This is a genomic window from Bacillus sp. FSL P4-0290 (assembly GCF_037975435.1).
Taxonomy (GTDB): Bacteria; Bacillota; Bacilli; order Bacillales; family Bacillaceae; genus Bacillus; species Bacillus subtilis.
Genome location: NZ_CP150253.1, coordinates 349,353 through 372,114, shown reverse-complemented (window position 1 = coordinate 372,114; position 22,762 = coordinate 349,353). Strand labels below are relative to the sequence as shown.

Genomic DNA, 22,762 nt, shown 5'->3' with positions numbered 1-22,762 from the left:
AAGTAATATGACCTATAAATCATAAAAGGAGGAATTATGTTGATAAAACGATTTAAGATGAAGCTAGGAACTAAAATTCTTTGCCTCGTTTTCGTGGTGATTCTTTTGTTTTCGGCATCAGTTGGCACTGTGATGCTTAAGGAAATTACAGAAAGCATGAAACAAATGGCAACTGAAAAAGCGAAAGGTGATCTCGCTTTAAGCAGCACTTATATTGATGATGTCATGTCAGGCGACTGGCAGGTGAAAAACAATAAGCTCTATAAAGGGCAAACACAAATCAATGGAAATGAAGATATTGTTGATCTGCTTGGCGAAAAAACAGGTGATACCATTACCATTTTCCAAGGCGATACTCGTGTTGCAACCAATGTCATGAAAAATGGCGAAAGAGCTGTCGGCACCCAGGCTTCTTCTGAAGTTATTGCCGCTGTTTTAAAGAAAGGAAAGCGTTTTTACGGACAAGCAGATGTAGCAGGTTCTTCTTATCAGACTGCATACATGCCGTTAAAAGATCAAAATGGGAACATCATCGGCATGCTGTATACCGGAGCTAATCAAAGTATTTTAGCATCACTTACACAATCACTTTTCACTCAATTCGCTATCGTTCTTGTTATCGTCATTATGGTATCAGTCATCCTTGTCTTGGTTTTCACCAGAAAAATCAACAAGCGGCTGAACGCTTTAAAAAGTGCCTTTGAAAGTGCCGGAAACGGAGATATGACAATAGAGGTGTCAGACAAAACCGGTGACGAGCTATCAGAACTAAGCGTCTATTATAATAAGATGAGAATGAAGCTGAACGATACCATACAAACCGTACAACAATCAGCCCTTCAGCTTGCGTCAGCCTCTCAGCAGCTCTCAGCCGGAGCAGAGGAAACAAATCAAGCTTCAGAAAAAATCACAGAAGCTGTACAGCAGATTGCAAATGGAGCCCAAGATCAGATCACCCGAATTGAAAATAGTGAAAGCTCATTAAAACAAGCTTCAGCAGACATCCGGGATATTTCTGCAAATACTGCCGCTATCGCTGACAAAGGGCAGCTCGCTCAATCAAAAGCAGACATTGGACAAAAGGAAATTGCAAATGTACAGGCGCAAATGGATGCGATTCACCAGTCAATTCAGAAAAGCGGAGAAATCATACACCAGTTAGACGGCCGCTCTAAACAAATTGAGCAAATTTTATCGGTCATCACCCAAATTGCCGATCAGACAAACCTGCTTGCGCTGAATGCAGCGATTGAAGCTGCCAGAGCCGGTGAACAAGGAAAAGGCTTTGCTGTTGTTGCTGATGAAGTACGGAAATTAGCGGAAGAGTCTCAACAGTCTGCGGGGCAGATTTCAAAACTGATCATAGAAATACAAAAGGATATGAACCGGTCTGCAAGATCTGTTGAGTATGTGAAAACAGAAGCTGCAGAAGGAGTCACCATGATCCAGCGCACCAGAGATGCATTTAAGGAAATTGCAGCTGCAACAAGTGAAATCAGCGCCGAGATTAGTGATTTATCAGCATCTGTAACAAACATTTCAGCCAGTGCACATCATATAAATGATTCCTTTGCAGCCAATACGGCCGACATTAAAGAATCTACTAAAAATACCCGGCAAGCGGCTGCATTAACAGAGGAGCAATTTGCTGCAATGGAGGAGATTACCGCAGACACTTTCTCAATTAGCTGAGGAGCTTACCGGTATCATAAGCCAATTTAAAATGATTAATCAAGCCGAAAACGGCTGATGACTTACTATCATTATTGTAAATTGGCAATCGTATTTTGCTGAAAACAAATATTTCGATCTGCTAAAATTACGATTTCTGCAATAAACTGAGCGTAAAACATAAAATTTAAACCTTTACACCAAATGCTTTCTGGATTACTCTTGTGTCAGTTTTAAAAGCGGGAGGTGAACATCACGACGGACATCATAAAAACGATACTTCTCGTCATCGTCATCATAGCAGCTGCAGCTGTCGGTCTGATAAAAGGAGACTTTTTTTCAACTGATCAAAAAACGTCTCAAACGAAAGAATATGATGAAACAATCGCCTTCCCATCTGACCGGTATCCCGAAACTGCCAAGCATATTAAGGATGCGATAAATGAGGGACACTCAGAGGTGTGCACTATTGACAGAGACGGAGCTGAGGAACGCCGCGAGCAATCATTAAAGGACGTACCTTCCAAAAAGGGGTATGACAGAGATGAATGGCCAATGGCCATGTGCAAAGAAGGCGGTGAGGGAGCTTCTGTAGAATACATTTCTCCCGCTGACAACCGCGGAGCAGGCTCTTGGGTCGGGCATCAGCTTACCGATTACCCAGACGGCACAAAGGTTTTATTCACAATTCAGTAAACAGTACATAGAGGAGGAACAGCACATTGATCAAATCATGGAAGCCGCAAGAACTTTCGATTTCATATCATCAATTTACTGTATTTCAAAAGGATTCTACACCTCCTGTAATGGATTGGACTGACGAAGCGATTGAAAAAGGATATGCTGCGGCAGACGGAGCCATTTCCTTTGAGGCACAGCGAAATACAAAGGCCTTTATTCTTTTGCGCCTGAACAGTTCAGAAACAGTAAGCTCCTACGAAAAAAAAGTGACTGTTCCTTTTCATGTCACAGAAAACGGAATTCATATTGAAAGCATCATGTCTAAAAGACTGTCCTTTGATCTGCCTAAAGGAGACTATCAATTGACATGCTGGACTGTGCCGGCTGAAATGTCAGATTTGCACGCCGACACTTATATTATTGATGCTGTTTCTGTGTAATGAAAAACCCCTGAGAGAATAACTCTCAGGGACTCTTTATAAACTTTCTCCGTTTGTCTTGATGACATCTTGATACCAATAAAAGCTTTTTTTCTTCAAGCGTTTTAAATCGGATGTGCTTTCTTCATCACGATTGACATATACAAATCCGTATCTTTTTTGGTAGCCGTTCAGCCAGCTTAACAGATCAGTAAACGACCAGCTGCAATAGCCGATTAAATCGACACCGTCACTGATGGCTTGTCTGCATTGCTCAAGATGCGAACGCAAATAATCAATTCGATAATCATCCTGTACAGTGCCGTCCTCAACTTTATCAAATTCACCCAAACCGTTCTCTGTTATAAACACTGGAAGCTGATAGCGGCTTGTAATTCGGCGAAGACCGATACGCAGCCCAATTGGGTCAATTGTCCAATCCCAGTTGCTCGTTGTCAGATGCGGATTTTTTTTCGTTTTGAACACTCCGGGTATCCCCGTCTCCTGATTGGTTCCCTTTTGGCCTGTCGTATTCATTTTCCCTTCTGACACACCATCAAGCGGATTTCGTTCATAGGTGATCGTCTGATAATAATTGACACCTACAAAATCAGGCTTCCCTTTGGCGAGCAGGTCCATATCTCCTGCTTCAATTGTCGGCGCCCATCCCTGTTTTTCCAAGTAGCGGAATGGAATTTGCGGGTAGGTTCCCCAGCAATACATGTCAAGCCACCAATTGTTCGTAAATTCTTCGGCGTTTTCAAATGCCAGTATATCCTCTGGATGGCTTGATAAAGGGTAAGCCGGAGAATAAGCAAAGCTAGGACCTATTTTGCCTTCAGGCACATATTCTCTAAATGATTCGATGGCTTTTGCATTAGCCAGAAACGCAATATGGTTTGCTTCGTAAAATCGTTTTCTGTCTTTCACTCCAGGCGGATGCATGGCTGTAATAAATCCGTGATTAAAATTGTAGTTCTGTTCGTTTAACGTAACCCAATATTTCACCCTGTCTCCAAAACGTTTATAAAGAGTAATACAGTAGTGATTAAAATCCTCTATGATGTTTCTGGATTCAAACCCGCCGTAATCGTCCATAAGCGCTTGAGGCAAATCCCAGTGATATAAAGTCAGAACCGGCTCGATGTTATGACAAAGCAATTCATCAATCAGACTATCGTAAAACGCTAGACCTGCTTCATTGATCTCTCCTTTTCCTTTTGGAAAAATCCGTGGCCAGCTGACGGAAAATCGATACGCTTTTAACCCCATCTCAGCCATCAGAGCGACATCTTCTTTAAATCGGTGATAATGGTCAACCGCAATGTCGCCATTGGTTCCTTTAAACGTTTTGCCCGGTATTTTCGTAAACACATCCCAAACAGAAGGGCCTTTGCCATCTTCATTCCAAGCGCCTTCAATCTGGTACGCTGCAGAAGCAGAGCCCCACAAAAAATGTTTCGGAAAAGATTCTGGATGCCGGTGGATCATAGTGTTTATCACTCCTGAATTATTTGATAAACCTATCATAGGCTATGAAACGCGTTTCATATCAACTCGATGTTAGTCGCGGAACAGCTCAGCTAATATTGCCTACCTGTAAATAACGCAAAAGCACCCAATTCCCATTGGATGCTTAAAATCTTAATGTCTTTTTTCAAATTTATGCGGATGAGGATGGTGCTTTGGAACAAAGCCGTTTTGTTTCATCATTTCAAAGTGTTTGTCCAAGTGATTTTTGATGTGTTCTCCTCTTTCTTTAGGCAGGATACCGTATTGTACATACTTTGAGATCACGTCTTTGCGCTTTTTAAGAATCTCTGCTTCCAGTTGTTCAATCTCTTTCTTTTGCTGATCTGTCAGTGTAACATTTGCGGGAGGCTGCTGCTGTTTTTCAGCGGCCTCAGCTGTACCGGTCAGAGAAATGACAGCCGCTGCAATGAACATTGTGATGATGTTGATGGTTATTCGTTTCATCCAGTTTATTCCTCCAATCCTATTTTTCATATGTTTTTCTGCCTTGTATTTTTTATGCATAAAAATAAAAAGAGCGAACCATTATTCGCTCTTTCTAATCTCTTCGTCATTATTAAGTTCTTCTTCACCTGGTGTCGCATAAGTGACATATGTTCCCGCGATTAAATCATGCAGGGTCCGTTTGTCTTCTCGTACGGCAATCAGAATCAGGCTGGCGATCAAGCCGAGTCCGAAGGTTATACAGTAAACCAGGCCGGCTACAATAACCCGTAAAAACATTGTTAACAGGCTGACCTGTGATCCGTCTTTTTTTACGATTCTGATTCCGCAGATCCTTTTTCCGATAAGATAACCGCGCCAAAACACTGGCAGCAAAATAGAATACAGCAGAACAACCAAACTGATGAACATGCTGTCGTTTGGGTCTTTTCCTGTAATCAGCCAATAGATCAGCAAAAGCGGCACGGAGACTATAATGTAGTCTAACAATGCAGCTCCAAGTCTGATCCAAAATCCGGCTGGTTTGTAAATATTCATTTGACTCCCCCATTATGGTTTAAATGTTTCCGTTTTCTTTCTCATCGAATATATCATATGCCTTAGGGGCATCAGCAAGACTTAAATTTATTCTGAAGATCGGATTCATGCCTCTTGACCATTTCTTCCGGTATTGGCATAGATGAGTGACGGGTCTGCTGCATCCTTCACTTTCACATGCGTTTCCTTGGTACGTCGGGCATTCATCCTTGGACAACTCCTTTGTTCATCACCAATTCCCTTCATAGCCGCTATTAAACACCCACTATGCCTTTTGTATACACAATTCGAACTTTTTGAAAACGTGATCAACATATTGCAACCCCTTATGTTCAATGCTATCTTTTTAGTTGATTAACAGATTGGGGGAACTATAGGTGAAATCATTCAAGCAATCCAAAGCCGTTATATTCAGTTTCACAATGGCTTTCTTTCTTATATTGGCAGCCTGTTCCGGCAAAAATGAAGCCGATTCCAAGGATACAGGCTGGGAGCAAATCAAGGACAAAGGGAAAATCGTAGTCGCTACATCAGGTACGCTTTATCCCACTTCTTATCATGATACCGACTCTGGCTCCGATAAGCTGACGGGCTACGAGGTTGAAGTTGTTCGTGAAGCGGCAAAACGCCTGGGATTGAAGGTTGAGTTCAAGGAGATGGGCATTGACGGGATGCTGACAGCGGTGAACAGCGGACAGGTTGACGCAGCCGCAAATGACATCGATGTGACGAAGGACCGCGAGAAGAAGTTCGCATTTTCTACTCCATATAAATATTCATACGGTACGGCAATTGTCCGAAAAGACGATTTATCAGGGATTAAAACGCTTAAGGATTTAAAAGGGAAGAAAGCGGCTGGCGCGGCTACGACCGTCTACATGGATGTCGCGAGAAAATACGGCGCCAAAGAAGTGATTTATGATAATGCGACGAATGAGCAATATTTAAAAGATGTTGCCAACGGACGCACTGACGTCATTTTAAACGACTATTACCTGCAGACACTTGCGCTCGCGGCATTCCCGGATCTCAACATTACAATTCATCCTGACATCAAGTACATGCCGAACAAACAGGCCCTTGTCATGAAAAAAAGCAATGCGGCACTTCAGAAAAAGATGAACGAAGCATTGAAAGAGATGAGCAAGGATGGCTCTTTGACTAAACTGTCGAAACAATTCTTCAATAAAGCAGATGTATCAAAAAAAATTGATGCCGACGTTCAGGACGTTGATTTGTAATCGGACGCCATGATCAATAGCATTCAATGGGAATATATTTTCAACACGAAGCTGGCTATTGAATCGTTCCCTTATGTCATAAAAGGCATTGGGTATACACTGCTCATCTCTTTTGTAAGCATGTTTGCGGGAACTGTGATCGGCCTGTTCATATCACTCGCCAGAATGTCTAAGCTTGCTTTGTTAAGATGGCCAGCGAAGCTCTATATCTCATTTATGCGGGGCGTTCCGATTTTAGTGATTTTGTTTATCCTTTATTTCGGGTTTCCTTATATCGGCATTCAATTTTCCGCGGTCACGGCTGCTTTAATCGGCTTTAGCCTTAACAGCGCCGCCTACATTGCGGAAATTAACCGATCAGCCATTTCATCCGTCGAAAAAGGACAGTGGGAAGCCGCATCCTCGCTGGGTCTTTCCTATTGGCAGACGATGAGGGGCATCATTTTGCCGCAATCGATACGTATTGCGCTGCCTCCGCTTGCCAATGTGTTGCTCGACTTAATCAAGGCGTCATCTCTCGCTGCGATGATTACAGTGCCGGAATTGCTCCAGCATGCGAAAATCATCGGGGGCAGAGAGTTTGATTATATGACCATGTATATTCTGACCGCTCTCATTTATTGGGCCATCTGCTCCATTGCCGCGGTCTTTCAGAATATCCTTGAGAAAAAATACGCTCATTATGTTTAAACAAACGTTTCATTAAAAAAAGCCGCTCCCCAGGGGACGGCTTTTTTTCTATTGATTCAGCTTCCATTTAAACGGGTCCTCAAACAGCGACCAGTCGGAATCAAATTCATACTCAGTCAACAGGCATTGATCAAGCTCTTTCGTGATCGTTTCTTCATCCAGGTCAGTTCCGATAAAAACTAGCTGCGTTAGGCGGTCGCCGAACTCCGGGTCCCACTCCTCCAGGATTTCCGGCTCCTGCTGTTTGACTTGCTCCTGCTCAAGCTTCGGCAGCGCCGCCACCCAATAAGATACAGGCTCAATCGTAACCGACGGACCTGCTTGCGACATCAGCAAAGCAAGGTTGTTATGAGATGCGCACCAGACGATTCCTTTGGCACGTACCACGTTCTTTGGCATTTGATCCAACCAACGGTAAAATCGTGTAGAATGAAACGGCAAACGTCTCTTATATACAAATGAAGAGATACCGTATTCTTCTGTTTCCGGGGTGTGTTCCGCATGGCCTGCCGTCAGTTCTTGAATCCAGCCGGCCGATCCGCTCGCTTCCTCGAAGTTAAATAACCCTGTATGCAAAATCTCCTGCGGTTTTACATTTCCTTTGACGGAACGAATGAACCTGGCTCTTGGCTGCAGTTTACGAAGAACTTTTTCAAGCTGTTCGAGCTCTTGCTCGCTGACCAAATCACATTTATTTAAGATCAGTACATCGCAAAACTCAATTTGATCGATCAAGAGGTCGGCGATTTCTCTTTCATCCTCTTCCCCCAATGCTTCTTTGCGGTCCAGAAGGCTTTCACCTGACTGATAATCATGCCAAAAACGGTTGGCATCAACCACTGTCACCATCGTATCCAGCTGACAAAATTTTGTAAGATCGATTCCCATCTCTTCATCGATATAAGAGAAAGTCTGGGCCACCGGGATCGGTTCGCTGATTCCTGTTGATTCGATGACGATATAATCAAACCGTCCGTCTTTTGCCAGCTTCTCAACTTCAATTAATAAGTCTTCGCGAAGCGTGCAGCAAATGCAGCCGTTTGACATTTCCACAAGCTTTTCATCTGTTCTGGAAAGGCCCCCTTCCTGCTTGACCAAGCCCGCGTCAATGTTCACCTCGCTCATATCGTTTACGATAACCGCTATTTTCAAGCCTTCGCGATTTTGCAGAATGCTGTTCAGCAATGTTGTTTTTCCCGCACCTAGATAACCGCTCAGTACGGTAACCGGAATTTTTTTCATAATAGTGCCTCCATTAAAATAGAATGATTACGATTTAAATTGAATACTTCGCCGTATGTACAATGGTGTAGAGCAGCTATTCGCGCTTATTTCTCGCTGCCACCCGATTTCTAAATCAGTAAAGGCTCCAACCGCGTTTAATTCCTTTTCCCCATCGCAAATCCTTGCCTTTGCCGACAGCAAGATCCTTAATCGATGCCTTTCCGCTTTTCACAGATGCACAGACAATGATAAGCCATTTATCATAAAACGTAATTGTTACGATTTAAATTGTATGGTCTTTTTTCCTTTTTGTCAACGGTTTTCAATTCAGCTGATCACCACTTTTGTATGTTCAGGGATATTTTCATATACCCATTTCGCATCTGGAATGGTCAGCCTGATACATCCGTGAGATGCTTTCGTTCCTAGTTTTTCTGCTTCCGTTTTGATGACTTTTTGATCCTTAGTCATTGGCACACTATGAAATAAAAATTCACCGTGATTTTTCCATGATACCCAGTATTCTGCGCCTTCCTGGTATCCTTCGGAGAAAAACCATTCTCCCCGTTCAGGCTCTACATAAAAGGTGCCCTTTGGCGTAGCATCATCTTTTGTTTGATCAAGACCAGAAGAAATCATCATTGTATAGATGGTGTTGCTTCCTTCCTTGATGTAAGCCTTCTGCTCCTTCACATTCACATCAATCCAGACATGCTTCTGTTTAATATCCGGGTATTCTCCGCCCGAAGGCTTTGTCCAATCAATGCTTGTTTTTGCTGTTTTTCGAACGTCCGTTATGTTTTCGACCGTTTTCTTTGTATTGATACTTGCGTGTTCTTCTGCATGATCGGAGCAGGCTGACAGCAGGATGACTGGCATAAGAACTGCAATAATGAATAATGAGAGTTTCATATTTTATCCACTTCCTTCGAAAAACACAGCTTCGCATAGGCATCGTGAAGATGGATCGATTCTTCATTTCGGCATTCAATCTCAAAGGCTGACACCCATTCAAGCTCAAACAAATCTGCAGCAATCAGCCGGGCGAGATCCTCAACAAATCTCGGGTTTTCATAGGCCGTTTCTGTCACGGCTTTTTCATCAGGCCGCTTCAATACCGGATGCAGTCTCGCAGAAGCATTTGATTCTGCGGCGTGAAGCAAATCAGCTTTAACATCACTTGGCAGCGATGCGGCCGGGTGAATATCCGCCCAAATGCTGACCGTTCCCCTCTGATTATGGGCACTGTATTCGCTGATTTCCTTGGAGCAAGGGCACAGAGTCGTTACTTTTGCTGAGATGCCGGCACGCTGTTTAAACGGCTGATCTTTGCGATAGGTGACAGACATGAATATATCAGCATGCATCAAACCCGCTTTCTCAAGCTTCGGGCTTTTCCGTTCGAAAAACCACGGAAACCTCACTTCAACTGTGGCAGATGATGTGTCCATGTTTTCTGCAAGCTCTTTCGTAAATTGCTGAAGAGAGGAAAATGAGAGAATCCAGCCATTTTGATGATAGACTTGCAGCAGCTCTGTTAACCGGCTCATGTTAATCCCCTTCTGATTTCTCGGCAAATTACAAGTCATTGTAAAGTTCGCAGCCGTTGTTTGCTCGGCAGGCATCATGGCAGAAGTGATTGTGACTGGATGGGACACATTAGCTACACCTACATGCTGAATGTCAAAAAAATAATCCTTCCTGATATTTTGCAGGTCCTTCATTTTCTCTTTTTCCACTGGTTTCTCGCCTTTGATCGGACTGACCGATCCAAAGTATTGAAGACGCTCCGTTTTTTTCGGGAGCAGCGTATGTTGATTCATTCAGAAAACTCCTCTCACTAACAAATCGTAATAATTACTATTTATTTTGATCGGTTCACTGTTGAAAATCAAGAGAAAATAAAAAAGACACGCACAAACGCGTGTCCGTCAAAATCCTAAACATCCGCCGGGCTGCTTTCCGCGCTCCAGCTTTTCCGCCAGTAATAGCCTGCGGCAAGCACAAGTGCAAACGCCAGCAGCGCGATACAGGAAAACGTGATAAAACCGATAGCATATGTGCCTGTCATCTGTTTGAGAGATCCTAAGATGTTCGGCAAGAAAAACCCTCCGATTCCTCCGGCCGCACCGACGATTCCCGTCACCATGCCGATTTCTTTGCGGAAGCGCTGCGGCACGAGCTGGAATACTGCGCCGTTTCCCATTCCGAGCCCCATCATTCCGACAAACAATAGAACAATAACCATTGAGAGAGATGGCAGGCTACTGACTCCGGCCATACACAGTGCCACGATGACAAACAATACAGAAAGAACTTTCGTGCCGCCGACACGATCTGAAATCAAGCCCCCGACAGGCCGGAAAAAGCTCCCCGCCGCCACACATAATGTAACGAAGTCCCCTGCGTGAATTTTTGACAGCTGGTATTGATCAACAAAGAAAATAGATAAAAAGCTTGAGAGCCCGACAAATCCGCCAAATGTGACGCTGTACAGCAGGCAGAAAAACCATGTTTCCTTTTGCCCAAACACATGCAGATAGCTTTTGAGCGGCTGGGGAGACGGCTGTGCAGGGGAATCCTTTGCCATGGATACAAAAAGAATAAAGACGATCAATAATGGAATTAGCGCAATTCCCATGACAATGTGCCAGCCGAACTGCTCTGCCAGACGAGGGCCAAACAGGGTTGCAAACAACGTGCCGCTGTTCCCCGCTCCGGCAATCCCCATCGCAAGTCCCTGCAAATGAGGCGGATACCAGCGGCTGGCCATAGGCAGCGCTACAGCAAAGCTTGCCCCCGCCACGCCAAGCAGAATCCCGATGGCATACAGCTCAGTCAGGGAACGGCCGCCGAATGTCCCCCAAAGCAGCGGAATCATCGTCACCAGCATCCCGATCACTGCCGTTTTTTTCGGTCCGATTCTGTCCGTTAAAATACCAAGAATGATACGAAACACAGATCCAGATAAAATCGGCACAGCTACGACAAGCCCTTTCTCAAAAGGAGACAGGCCAAAATCCTGAGAAATATAAACACCCAGCGCCCCAAGCATAACCCATATCATAAAACTGACATCAAAGTATAAAAAGGAACAGAGCAAAGTGAGTGGATGACCGCTAGTTTTCAGTTCCGACAGCTTCATAAGATTCCCCTTTCTAGACCCTCATTATTTTACATTTTCTGAATCAAGGATATAGGACCATTATTTTCTGGAAAAGACATGTGTAAGTTTTTGTGACACGTTTAATGCGTTAACAATGCATTGTGACATAATTTTTAATAGGAGAAAACTTACGAGCTTCGCCAAAGGAGGTCTGATACATGAAGAAACAAAGATTAGTGTTAGCGGGAAACGGCATGGCCGGAATCCGCTGTATTGAAGAAGTATTAAAGCTGAATCACCACATGTTTGAGATTGTCATTTTCGGAAGCGAGCCGCATCCCAATTACAATCGCATTCTCTTATCCTCTGTATTGCAGGGTGAAGCGTCACTCGATGATATTACACTGAACAGCAAGGATTGGTACGACAAGCACGGGATCACGCTTTACACAGGCGAAACGGTTATTCAGATTGATACAGATCAGCAGCAGGTCATCACAGATCGGAAACGCACTCTGTCGTATGACAAATTAATAGTGGCAACAGGCTCCTCCCCTCATATTCTCCCTATCCCCGGGGCAGACAAAAAAGGTGTCTATGGATTTCGGACAATAGAAGACTGCCAAGCGCTGATGAACATGGCCCAGCACTTTCAAAAGGCTGCGGTAATCGGAGCCGGCTTATTAGGACTGGAAGCTGCAGTCGGTTTACAGCATCTCGGTATGGATGTCAGCGTCATTCACCACTCCGCCGGCATTATGCAAAAACAGCTCGATCAAACAGCGGCGCGGCTGCTGCAAACAGAGCTGGAACAAAAAGGCCTAACCTTTCTTTTGGAGAAAGACACCGTCTCCATTTCCGGCGCCACGAAGGCAGACCGAATCCATTTTAAAGATGGCTCTTCATTAAAAGCAGACTTGATTGTGATGGCGGCCGGCGTCAAACCGAATATTGAATTGGCTGTATCCGCTGGAATCAAAGTGAACCGCGGGATCATCGTGAATGACTTCATGCAGACAAGCGAACCGAATATCTACGCCGTTGGTGAATGCGCTGAGCATAACGGAACGGTGTACGGATTGGTGGCTCCGCTTTATGAGCAGGGAAAAGCGCTCGCCAGTCATATTTGCGGCGTTCCATGTGAGGAATATCAAGGCTCAGCACCATCAGCGGCGTTAAAAATAGCTGGAATCGATGTGTGGTCAGCAGGAAAGATCCAAGAGGATGAACGCACGACGAGCATCAAAATCTACGACGAACAAGCAGGCGTTTATAAAAAAGCGCTTTTTGTAGATGAAAAACTGGCCGGCGTTATTTTATTCGGAGACACCCGTGACAAGCAGCGGCTTCTCGACAGCCTCCTTAAACAACGAGACATCTCCATTGTCAAAAAGCAGATCATCGAACCGGAGACAAGCGGCCCTTTATTTGAATCCATGCCTTCCAGTGAAACGATTTGCCAATGCAACACAGTGACGAAAGGCGCGATTGAAGAAGCGGTGCACACGAATAGCTTAACAACTGTTGAGGAAGTCAAGCACTGCACCAAAGCCACTGGGTCCTGCGGAGGATGCAAACCGCTCGTTGAAGACCTTTTGAGGCACATGACCAACAGCGAATATACGAAGCCCGCCGGCACACCTTCGTTTTGCAGCTGTACTGATTTTACAGAAGACGACATCATCGCTGAGCTTCAGCGCAGGCCATTCACTAATCCGGCAGAAGTGATGAACCAGCTTGACTGGAAAACAAAAAACGGATGCAGTACTTGTGTTCCTGCGATTCAATACTATCTGGAAATGCTGTACCCTGGGTTTGTCCAGCCTGAGCCAGCCACTGAAGAGACATGCATCCTGATCCCGCAAATGTACGGCGGGCGGACAAACGCGGAGCAGCTAAGAACCATCGCCAACATCATTGAGGCATACAGCATTCCCGACGTATCCATCACTCACGGCCAAAGGCTGAAGCTTTCCGGGATCAAGCCTGCGGATCTCCCGAACATGAAAAAAGACCTGAAAATGCCCGTTTACACTAATGAACACCGACACACGCTGCAAACCATCAAAGCATGTACATGCGGGCAAAATCGATCAATTCAGCAGCTGGCAGCCCAAATCGAAAGACAACTTGAGATGCTTCCCTTACCCGCTCCCATTTCTATCAGCTTATCATGTGAAACAGACTGCACCGATGCCGCCTTGCAAGATGTCGGCGCAATTCGGAGACAAGCTGGCTGGGACATTCACATCGGCGGCGTCCGGGGAACTCATGCCCGTTCAGGAGCTTTGTTTTGCGTGACTGAGAACGAAGACAGCACTGCCGGCATGATCAAAGGACTGATCCAGTATTATCGGGAAACGGCTCATTACTTAGAAGGTGTTCATCAGTGGATAGACCGTCTCGGGATCGTTCATATCAGAGAAGTGCTATTCGAAGAAGACCTAAGGGCACAGCTGCTGGAAAGCCTCCAAACAGATCTGTCACTGATTCAAAACCCGACTGTAGAGACGGGTGCATATAAGAAAGGATGAGGCATTTTGACTGAACGACTGCTTAGATATTTCCGTGATAAACAGCAAGACGTCCAATCAGAAAAAACATATGACACTCAATGCCCGTTTTGCAGCATGCAGTGCAAAATGCAGCTCGTGGAACAAACCATCGTCACGCGCAAAAAGTACACTGCGATCGGGATTGATAATCCTACAACACAGGGTCGGCTATGCATGAAGGGCATGAACGCCCACCAGCATGCCCTGAACTCCTCCCGCATCACCCGGCCGCTGCTGAAGAAAAACGGCGAGTTTATGCCTGTTTCCTGGGAAGAAGCACTGAATTACATTAAAGACCAAGTGACAATGATACAAGTAGAACACGGCCATGACGCTATGGCGGTATACGGAAGCGCCTCGATTACAAATGAAGAGGCGTATTTGTTAGGGAAATTCGCACGGGTGGGCTTACAGACAAAATACATTGACTACAACGGGAGGCTTTGTATGTCCGCCGCAGCAACCGCAGCCAACCAAACATTCGGCGCGGACAGAGGCTTAACGAATCCCTTATCAGACATTCCCCACACCCGTGTGATCATTCTGGCCGGCACCAATATTGCGGAATGCCAGCCTACGATTATGCCGTATTTTGAAAAAGCGAAAGAAAACGGAGCTTACTTCATTGCCATTGATCCTCGTGAAACAGCGACAACGAAAATCGCCGATCTTCATCTGAAAATCAAACCCGGCACAGACGCCGCCCTTGCCAACGGTCTCGTCAAAATCATCATTGACGAACAGCTTATAAACGAAGATTTCATTCAATCACGAACAAATGGATTCGAAGAGCTGAAGCAGCATACTGACTCGTTGGACCTGAATGACATCGCCGAACAGACGAGTGTCCCCCTGGTGGATATAAGAAAAGCGGCTGTAAAGTTTGCCAAGGAAACGTCCGGCATGCTGTTTACAGCCCGCGGGATTGAACAGCAAACCGATGGAACAGCGGCTGTGAAAGGCTTCTTAAACATGGTGCTGATCACAGGAAAAATCGGCAAACCTTACTCAGGTTACGGGGCGATCACCGGACAAGGCAACGGGCAAGGTGCAAGAGAGCATGGCCAAAAAGCCGATCAGCTTCCGGGCTATCGATCTATTGAAAACGAACAACACCGGGCACATGTTGCGAAAGTGTGGGGAATCCATCAGGATGATCTGCCGCGAAAAGGTGTCTCAGCCTATGAAATGATGGAAAAAATCAATGACGGCGACATCAAAGGATTGTTCCTCATGTGCTCCAATCCCGCTGTCTCCAGCCCAAATGCGAATCTTGTGAAAAAGGCTTTACGTAAACTGACATTCTTTGTTGCAATCGATTTGTTTATTTCTGAGACTGCGAAATACGCAGATGTGATTTTACCCGCCTCCTCTTACTTAGAAGATGAAGGCACCATGACAAATGTAGAAGGACGCGTGACATTAAGAGAAACAAGCCGGCCATGTCCCGGCGAAGCAAAGCATGATTGGCAGATCATTTGTGATCTCGCATCCGCTCTCGGCAAGGGCCGCTACTTTTCTTATACGTCAGCGGAGGATATTTTCAATGAATTGAGAGAAGCGAGCCGAGGCGGGATTGCCGATTATTCAGGCATCTCATACGGCAGGCTCAGACGTGAAGGCGGCATTCATTGGCCGTGTCCGGAACCTGATCATCCCGGAATTGGACGCTTGTTTACAGAATCATTTGCTCATCCGGATCAAAAAGCGGCATTAAGTGTGATTCCAAACGAGCCACCTGTTCCAAAAGAGAAGCCGACAGCCGATTATCCGCTTTATTTAACAACAGGCAGAGTCATGTCTCACTACTTAACAGGCGTCCAAACAAGAAAAAGCGCCGCCCTTACCGCGAGACATTTTGAATCGTTTATCGAAATCCATCCGCAAACAGCAGCAACCTACAATATCGAGGACCGTGTGCTGGTAAAAATAGAATCGCCGCGGGGAAGCATCACCGTCCGCAGCAAATTATCAGAACAAATCAGAAAAGATACTGTTTTTGTTCCCATCCATTGGGCAGACGCTCAAAATGTGAATGATTTAATCGGGGAAGCCTTAGATCCAGCCTGTAAAATGCCCGGTTTTAAGGTATGTACCGTCCGAATCAGACCCATTTAAATTTTTCATAAAATTTTTAGAACTTTTCGTATATTTTGTTACATTTTATAACATGTATCTTAAATATTCCTTTTCGCTGTGCTACGCTGGAAAAAACATTGATAAGGAGCGGATCATCTGATGGGAAAAAAACAGCTAGTTCTTGTTGGTAATGGAATGGCCGGGGTAAGGGCCATTGAAGAGATACTGAGTGTTGCTAAAGACGAGTTTCAGATCACAATTTTCGGTGCCGAACCGCATCCCAATTACAACCGAATCCTTTTGTCAAAAGTGCTTCAAGGCGATACAGATATTAAAGATATTACGTTAAACGATTGGGACTGGTACGAAGAAAACAACATTCAATTGTATACAAATGAAACAGTCATCAAAGTGGACACGGAAAACAAAACAGTCATCACAGATGCAGACAGAATCCAGCCTTACGATGAATTGATCCTGGCGACAGGCTCGGTCCCTTTTATCCTTCCGATTCCGGGCGCAGACAAAAAAGGCGTCACAGCTTTCCGGGACATAAAAGATACAGACACAATGCTCGCCGCGTCAAAACAATATAAAAAAGCTGCCGTCATCGGCGGAGGACTACTTGGTTTGGAAGCAGCTCGCGGACTGCTGAATCTCGGCATGGACGTGTCCGTCATCCACCTTGCCCCATTCCTGATGGAGCGCCAGCTTGATGCAACGGCAGGACGCCTGCTGCAAAACGAGTTAGAAAAACAAGGTATGACCTTTTTACTTGAAAAGCAAACAGAAGAAATTGTCGGTGATGACCGTGTCGAAGGCCTTCGCTTCAAAGATGGCACAAGCATTGAAGCCGATTTAGTCGTCATGGCTGTCGGCATCCGTCCGAATACAACACTCGGCGCCGAGAGCGGCATTCCGGTTAACCGCGGCATCATCGTCAATGATTATATGCAGACTGAAATCCCGCACATTTACGCGGTCGGCGAATGTGCCGAGCACCGCGGAATCGCCTACGGGCTTGTGGCACCGCTCTATGAACAGGCAAAAGTGCTGGCGAAGCATATTTGCGGCATCGAAACAAAACCGTATGAGGGCTCCGTTCTCTCCACACAGTTAAAGGTATCAGGCGTCGAGGTCTTCTCTGCCGGTGACTTTAACGAATCAGAGGAGAAAAAAGCGATTAAAGTCTTCGATGAGCAGGACGGCATCTATAAAAAAATAGTCCTGAGAGGCAATCAAATTGTCGGTGCTGTTTTATTCGGTGACAGCAACGAAGGCAACCGCCTGTTTTCTATGATTCAAAAAGAAGCCGATATCTCTGAAACCTCTAAAATATCAATCTTACAGCCTCTCAGCCAAGAAGCAGGCACAAGCATAACCGCAGCGATGAGCGACGATGAAATCATCTGCGGCTGTAACGGCGTGTCAAAAGGTGCGATTATTCAAGCCATACAGGAAAAGGGCTGCTCGTCAACGGACGAAATCAAAGCATGCACCGGCGCATCCCGCTCATGCGGAGGCTGTAAGCCACTCGTAGAAGAAATCCTCCAGCATACGCTCGGATCAGACTTTGATGCGTCAGCGCAAAAAGAAGCCATTTGCGGCTGCACCACATTGTCAAGAGATGAAGTCGTAGAAGAAATCAAAGCCAAAGGGCTGTCACATACAAGAGAAGTCATGAATGTGCTCGGCTGGAAAACGCCAGAAGGCTGTTCCAAATGCCGGCCGGCTCTGAACTACTACTTAGGCATGATCAATCCAACCAAATACGAGGATGACCGGACATCCCGCTTTGTTAATGAACGAATGCACGCCAATATTCAAAAAGACGGAACATACTCAGTCGTTCCTCGGATGTACGGCGGCGTGACCAACTCCACAGATTTGCGCAAGATCGCCGATGTCGTTGACAAATATGAGATCCCGCTCGTGAAAATGACAGGCGGCCAGCGAATTGATCTTATCGGCGTGAAAAAAGAAGACCTTCCGAAGGTATGGGAAGATCTTGATATGCCGTCGGGCTACGCATACGGAAAAACGCTCCGCACAGTGAAAACATGTGTAGGCGAGCAATTCTGCCGCTTCGGCACACAAGACTCCATGGCACTGGGCATTGCGCTTGAGAAAAAATTCGAAGGGCTGAACACGCCTCACAAAGTCAAAATGGCCGTGTCTGCCTGCCCGCGAAACTGTGCGGAATCCGGCATTAAGGACCTTGGCGTTGTTGGCATCGACGGAGGCTGGGAGCTTTATGTCGGCGGAAACGGCGGAACCCATTTGCGTGCCGGCGATTTGCTGATGAAGGTGAAAACAAATGAAGAAGTCTTAGAATACGCGGGCGCTTACCTGCAATATTACAGGGAAACCGCAAACTATCTGGAGCGTACGTCCGCATGGCTTGAGCGCGTCGGTTTATCCCATGTCCAATCCGTGTTAAACGATCCGGAAAAGCGGCAGGAGCTGAACGACCGAATGAATGAAACACTCTCTGTCCACAAGGATCCGTGGAAAGACTTTTTAGAGGATAAACAAACCTCGAAAGAATTATTTGAAAATGTCGTGACCACATCATAATGACAAAAACAATCATTGAGGAGGAATGGGCATGGTAAACAAAGACGTAACAAAAGTATGTATCGGAAAAATTGAAGAATTGCCTGAACAATTAGGCAAAACAGTGTATATTGAAGATAAGGAGCTCGCGGTTTTCAAGCTTTCAGACGGAAGCATCCGCGCCATCGAAAACCGCTGTCCGCATAAAGGCGGCGTCCTGGCAGAAGGCATCGTCAGCGGTCAATATGTTTTCTGCCCGATGCACGACTGGAAAATTTCCTTAGAAGACGGAATCGTCCAAGAACCTGACCACGGATGCGTCAAAACATATGAAACGCTGATCGAAGGAGAACATGTTTATCTCGTATATTGATCAAAAGACCGGATCACTTTTCTAGTGGTCCTTCATTTTTTACAGTGACGGAAGGATGACATGATCATGAAGAACGGAATCGTATATTTCGTGGGAGCCGGACCCGGCGACCCAGGCCTGCTCACCATCAAAGGAAAACAGGCGCTCGAGGAAGCAGATGTGATTTTATATGACCGGCTCGCCAACCCGAAGCTGCTCGAATTTGCATCACCGGACTGCCAGTTTATTTATTGCGGAAAACTGCCAAACCGCCATTTTATGAAACAAAAAGAAATTAACGCCCTGCTGGTTGAAAAAGCATTAAATGGGTTAACCGTCGTTCGCTTGAAGGGCGGAGATCCGAGCGTATTCGGCAGAGTCGGCGAGGAAGCAGATGCTCTTCATGAGCACGGCATTCGCTATGAAATGGTGCCGGGAATCACCTCTGGAATTGCAGCGCCGCTATATGCGGGCATCCCCGTCACGCATCGGGATTTCGCATCGTCTTTTGCCATGATTACAGCGCATGATAAATCATTAAAAGGCACGCCGAACCTTGACTGGGAAGGGCTTGCACGAAGCGTACAAACCCTTGTTTTTTACATGGGTGTCAAGAACTTGTCTTATATTTGCCAGCAGCTTATTTCATACGGGAAATCGCCTTCTGTCCCTGTCATTGTCATCCAATGGGGAACGTGGGGCCGCCAGCGGAGTGTGAAAGGAACACTTGAGAACATTCAGCAAAAAGTGCAGGAACACCAGATTACAAACCCTGCGATTATCGTCATCGGAGACATCGTCAACTTTCAAACACACGGCTGGTTTGAAAGCAAACCGCTCATCGGACGGCATTTGATGGTTGTGACTCATGGCGAAGATGAAGACCCGCTTGCAGACAAGCTGCGCGATTCCGGCGCCGATGTCATCGAGTGGCCGAAATGGCGGACCGAAAACATGCCAGTCAATGAAGACATTCTTCGAAAGATTGGCACCTTTGAAGACGTTTTTTTCACATCGCGCCGAGCGGTTTGTGAATTTTTCAGAGCACTGGCTTCTCAGAAAATCGACATCCGCCAGCTGACAGCCAAACTGAGTGCAGCATCTGAGCAAGCAAAGACAGAGCTTGAGAAACGGGGCTTTCTTGTCACCGCCATTCAACCTGATTCAGAGAAACGTCTTGTTGTCGGGAGCCGCCATGCAGTGGAATTCATGCAAAAGCATGAATCCTGTTCGTTTTATATCACTCATGAAAACGTCATAGATGACCGGTTCACCCACATGATTCAGCGTACCATCAGTGAATCCCCGCTGCACATGGTCATTTGCCCGAACAAGCTGTCCGTTCAGCAATTGATCAATGGTGGCGAACAAATTGGCATTTCGCCGGAATTGTCAGCAAGCCGGCCCCCTATCGTCTGTATAGGCGATGACTCAGCTGCCGAAGCTTATGGATTCACAGCTGTACAAGAACAGGATGAATTGCTAGCTTTCATTCAGAATCAACAGACGCAGAAAAAGCTCCTTCACAGCTGATGGCTGGCAGCCCTTTCCCCCAAGGGCTGTTTTATTTATGTACCAATTTTTTATGATGGGTGGAATACATCGCCATATTCTCGGCCTTAGGGTCCAGATAAGCCTTGGCACTGTTGACCGCTGTCGGGCCTTCGGTAAAGCCGCCGGCAATCAATCTCAGCTTGCTTTCATAAAAAGCCGCGTCACCCGCTACAAACACGCCCGGAAGATTCGTCCGCATATGTCTGTCAGCTTTCACCCTGCCTTCTTCAATCTCCAGCCCCCACTCCATCATCGGCCCTAGATCAATTTTGAAGCCATGATTAATGATCAGCTCATCAATTTCTATGTCTTTCCTCTGGCCAGACTCAGTATGACAAACGGTCACGCTTTTGATGCCCTCTTCATCTCCGTTCAAATGCTCCAGCCGATAAGGCGTAAGCACCCGCACCGATGATTGCTTCATTTTCGTCACGCTGCTTTCCATTCCGCCGAATTCCTCACGCCGATGAACGACAGTCACAGACGCCGCAATCGGTTCAAGCTCATTAGCCCAATCGACCGCAGTATCTCCGCCGCCTGATATCACCACGCGTTTCCCTTTAAACGCATCGAGCTTCTCCACTCCATAATGAAGATTTTTGCCCGCATATCGGGCCGCATCCTCGCTGTCAAACTCATTGACCTCAAGTGTACCCATGCCGCAAGCCAAAATCACAGTTCTTGTATAGTGCTTTTCCCCTTCAGAACCCGTCAGTACAATGGTGCCGTCATTCAGGCGTTCAAACCCGGTCACACGCTGATTCAATACGATATCAGGATCAAATGTTGCCGCCTGCTCCTTCAGCTGCTCGATCAGCTGCTTTCCCGCAATCCCCGGTATGCCGCCGATATCGCGAATGATTTTCTCAGGAAAGAATAAAGACACCTTCCCTCCGAGCTTCGGCAAAAATTCGATTACCTTTGTTTTCAGCTCCCGCATCCCGCAGTAAAAAGCAGTAAACAGCCCAATCGGCCCGCCCCCTATTATCGTAACGTCATATACCTCTTGATTCTCAGCCATCCGTCCTGCCTCCCGTTCACATCTATATCAAAGTTTTAATTGAGAATGAATATCAATACAAAGTATATCATATTTCAAGGGCCTGTGTTTATTCATTTCTTCACCTTGTGATCAATTGCTGAAAACTCTATAATAGGACAAATGGGAGTAACAGATGAAAAGACAAGTCGAAACGATCACCTTTGATGGCAGTACACTAGAATATTCTGTGACAGGCAAGGGAACTCCGATCCTTGTCATGCATGGCGGGCATTCAAATTGTTACGAGGAATTCGGATACACAGCGTTGATTGAGCAAGGGTATTCCATCATTACGCCTTCAAGGCCCGGCTATGGACGAACGTCAAAAGAAATTGGAAAAAGTCTTGCCAACGCCTGCCGTTTCTATGTGAAATTATTAGATCATTTACAAATCAACAGTGTCCATGTGATCGCCATCTCAGCAGGAGGGCCGAGCGGCATATGCTTTGCCTCACATTATCCGGAAAGAGTAAATACATTGACCCTGCAATCCGCAGTCACCAAAGAGTGGCTCACCCCAAAAGACACTGAATATAAATTGGGGAGAATTCTCTTCCGCCCGCCGGTGGAAAAGTGGATATGGAAGCTGATTTCTTCTTTGAATAACGCTTTCCCGCGTTTGATGTTTCGAGCTATGAGCCCCCAATTCAGCACGCTTCCGTTTCAGCGAATCAAGTCCTTGATGGATGAAAAAGACATGGAAGCATTTCGGAAAATGAACAGCCGGCAACGCTCGGGTGAAGGATTTCTGATTGACTTGTCACAAACCGCCGCTGTCTCTTTAAAAGACCTGCAAGCCATCATATGTCCCGTGCTGATTATGCAAAGTGTTTATGATGGATTGGTTGACTTGTCACATGCACATCATGCAAAAGAGCACATTCGTGGCGCTGCTCTCTGTTTGCTTCACTCATGGGGACACCTGATTTGGCTCGGAAAAGAAGCTGCAGAAACAGACAGTATCCTACTCAGCTTTTTGGAATCCTAACCAAAGTGAAACGATCCTTTCCCCTCCTCCGTCAAACAAGCAGTGCCTTTTTTTCTGGTATCATAAGAAAGGCAGCTTAACATGAGCGGA

General features: G+C 45.9%; 19 protein-coding genes and 2 pseudogenes. 11 read left to right on the top strand and 10 right to left on the bottom strand.

Annotated elements, in window-relative coordinates; translation table 11 throughout:
• Window positions 1–36 precede the first annotated feature (36 nt).
• The 3 genes and pseudogenes from tlpC (at window position 37) to nin (ending at window position 2,792) form a co-directional block, all read left to right on the top strand.
• A pseudogene (tlpC, locus tag MKY10_RS01980) lies at window positions 37–1,750 on the top strand (methyl-accepting chemotaxis protein TlpC).
• A 167-nt stretch (window positions 1,751–1,917) separates the two neighbouring features.
• Window positions 1,918–2,367 (top strand): DNA-entry nuclease, encoded by a 450-nt coding sequence (gene nucA, locus MKY10_RS01975; RefSeq protein ID WP_003234608.1) that lies wholly within the window; start codon window positions 1,918–1,920, stop codon window positions 2,365–2,367.
• Between the two features lie 26 nt (window positions 2,368–2,393).
• A complete protein-coding gene (gene nin / locus MKY10_RS01970; RefSeq protein ID WP_015715226.1) occupies window positions 2,394–2,792 on the top strand; it encodes a DNA-entry nuclease inhibitor in 399 nt (132 codons plus the stop codon).
• A gap of 36 nt (window positions 2,793–2,828) precedes the next feature.
• On the opposite strand, the gene bglC is transcribed toward nin, so the two are convergent.
• From bglC to MKY10_RS01950, 4 genes are all read right to left on the bottom strand, one after another.
• Window positions 2,829–4,262 (bottom strand): 6-phospho-beta-glucosidase, encoded by a 1,434-nt coding sequence (gene bglC, locus MKY10_RS01965; RefSeq protein WP_048654749.1) that lies wholly within the window; start codon window positions 4,260–4,262, stop codon window positions 2,829–2,831.
• A 153-nt stretch (window positions 4,263–4,415) separates the two neighbouring features.
• Window positions 4,416–4,748 (bottom strand): YckD family protein, encoded by a 333-nt coding sequence (locus tag MKY10_RS01960; protein ID WP_015252849.1) that lies wholly within the window; start codon window positions 4,746–4,748, stop codon window positions 4,416–4,418.
• 81 nt (window positions 4,749–4,829) lie between these two features.
• A complete protein-coding gene (locus tag MKY10_RS01955; RefSeq protein ID WP_048654748.1) occupies window positions 4,830–5,285 on the bottom strand; it encodes an RDD family protein in 456 nt (151 codons plus the stop codon).
• A 19-nt stretch (window positions 5,286–5,304) separates the two neighbouring features.
• Entirely contained in the window at window positions 5,305–5,502 is a 198-nt protein-coding gene (locus MKY10_RS01950; protein WP_128992271.1) for a hypothetical protein, read from the bottom strand.
• A 160-nt stretch (window positions 5,503–5,662) separates the two neighbouring features.
• Here MKY10_RS01950 and MKY10_RS01945 point away from each other — a divergent pair, with 160 nt between their 5' ends.
• Window positions 5,663–6,526 (top strand): transporter substrate-binding domain-containing protein, encoded by an 864-nt coding sequence (locus MKY10_RS01945; RefSeq protein ID WP_029317191.1) that lies wholly within the window; start codon window positions 5,663–5,665, stop codon window positions 6,524–6,526.
• A 9-nt stretch (window positions 6,527–6,535) separates the two neighbouring features.
• Window positions 6,536–7,216 carry an amino acid ABC transporter permease gene (locus MKY10_RS01940; protein WP_024572176.1) on the top strand — a complete coding sequence of 227 codons (681 nt, stop codon included), beginning with the start codon at window positions 6,536–6,538 and terminating at the stop codon, window positions 7,214–7,216.
• 48 nt (window positions 7,217–7,264) lie between these two features.
• Here the strand turns inward: MKY10_RS01940 and zinU are convergent, their stop codons facing one another.
• The 5 genes and pseudogenes from zinU to MKY10_RS01915 form a co-directional block, all read right to left on the bottom strand.
• Window positions 7,265–8,458, bottom strand: coding sequence for a zinc metallochaperone ZinU (zinU, locus tag MKY10_RS01935; protein ID WP_046380776.1), 1,194 nt, complete (start codon window positions 8,456–8,458; stop codon window positions 7,265–7,267).
• Between the two features lie 27 nt (window positions 8,459–8,485).
• Window positions 8,486–8,672: pseudogene (locus tag MKY10_RS01930) on the bottom strand (hypothetical protein).
• Between the two features lie 95 nt (window positions 8,673–8,767).
• Entirely contained in the window at window positions 8,768–9,352 is a 585-nt protein-coding gene (locus tag MKY10_RS01925) for a L,D-transpeptidase (RefSeq protein WP_003246380.1), read from the bottom strand.
• The gene (folE2, locus tag MKY10_RS01920; protein WP_003246378.1) at window positions 9,349–10,263 is read right to left on the bottom strand and encodes a GTP cyclohydrolase FolE2; all 915 of its coding nucleotides are present in this window, start codon (window positions 10,261–10,263) and stop codon (window positions 9,349–9,351) included. Before folE2 ends, MKY10_RS01925 begins: the two co-directional genes overlap by 4 nt.
• A gap of 116 nt (window positions 10,264–10,379) precedes the next feature.
• Complete coding sequence (locus MKY10_RS01915) at window positions 10,380–11,585, bottom strand: nitrate/nitrite transporter (protein WP_003246358.1); 1,206 nt, start codon at window positions 11,583–11,585, stop codon at window positions 10,380–10,382.
• Window positions 11,586–11,764: 179 nt separating this feature from the next.
• Between MKY10_RS01915 and nasB the strand changes: the two genes are divergently transcribed.
• The 5 genes from nasB (at window position 11,765) to cobA (ending at window position 20,621) form a co-directional block, all read left to right on the top strand.
• Entirely contained in the window at window positions 11,765–14,080 is a 2,316-nt protein-coding gene (gene nasB, locus MKY10_RS01910; RefSeq protein WP_048654747.1) for an assimilatory nitrate reductase electron transfer subunit NasB, read from the top strand.
• A 6-nt stretch (window positions 14,081–14,086) separates the two neighbouring features.
• Window positions 14,087–16,219, top strand: coding sequence for an assimilatory nitrate reductase catalytic subunit (nasC, locus tag MKY10_RS01905; RefSeq protein ID WP_114523690.1), 2,133 nt, complete (start codon window positions 14,087–14,089; stop codon window positions 16,217–16,219).
• Window positions 16,220–16,339: 120 nt separating this feature from the next.
• On the top strand, window positions 16,340–18,757 hold the full coding sequence (nasD, locus tag MKY10_RS01900) for an NADPH-nitrite reductase (RefSeq protein WP_029727067.1): 2,418 nt from the start codon (window positions 16,340–16,342) through the stop codon (window positions 18,755–18,757).
• Window positions 18,758–18,788: 31 nt separating this feature from the next.
• Complete coding sequence (nirD, locus tag MKY10_RS01895; protein ID WP_003246252.1) at window positions 18,789–19,109, top strand: nitrite reductase small subunit NirD; 321 nt, start codon at window positions 18,789–18,791, stop codon at window positions 19,107–19,109.
• A 60-nt stretch (window positions 19,110–19,169) separates the two neighbouring features.
• Window positions 19,170–20,621: a uroporphyrinogen-III C-methyltransferase gene (gene cobA / locus MKY10_RS01890; protein ID WP_080348067.1), complete on the top strand. Its 1,452-nt coding sequence runs from the start codon at window positions 19,170–19,172 to the stop codon at window positions 20,619–20,621.
• Between the two features lie 31 nt (window positions 20,622–20,652).
• On the opposite strand, the gene ffoR is transcribed toward cobA, so the two are convergent.
• The gene (ffoR, locus tag MKY10_RS01885; RefSeq protein WP_029727065.1) at window positions 20,653–21,663 is read right to left on the bottom strand and encodes a ferredoxin--NADP(+) reductase; all 1,011 of its coding nucleotides are present in this window, start codon (window positions 21,661–21,663) and stop codon (window positions 20,653–20,655) included.
• A 154-nt stretch (window positions 21,664–21,817) separates the two neighbouring features.
• Between ffoR and MKY10_RS01880 the strand changes: the two genes are divergently transcribed.
• Window positions 21,818–22,672, top strand: coding sequence for an alpha/beta hydrolase (locus MKY10_RS01880; RefSeq protein ID WP_019712511.1), 855 nt, complete (start codon window positions 21,818–21,820; stop codon window positions 22,670–22,672).
• Window positions 22,673–22,762: the final 90 nt, after the last annotated feature.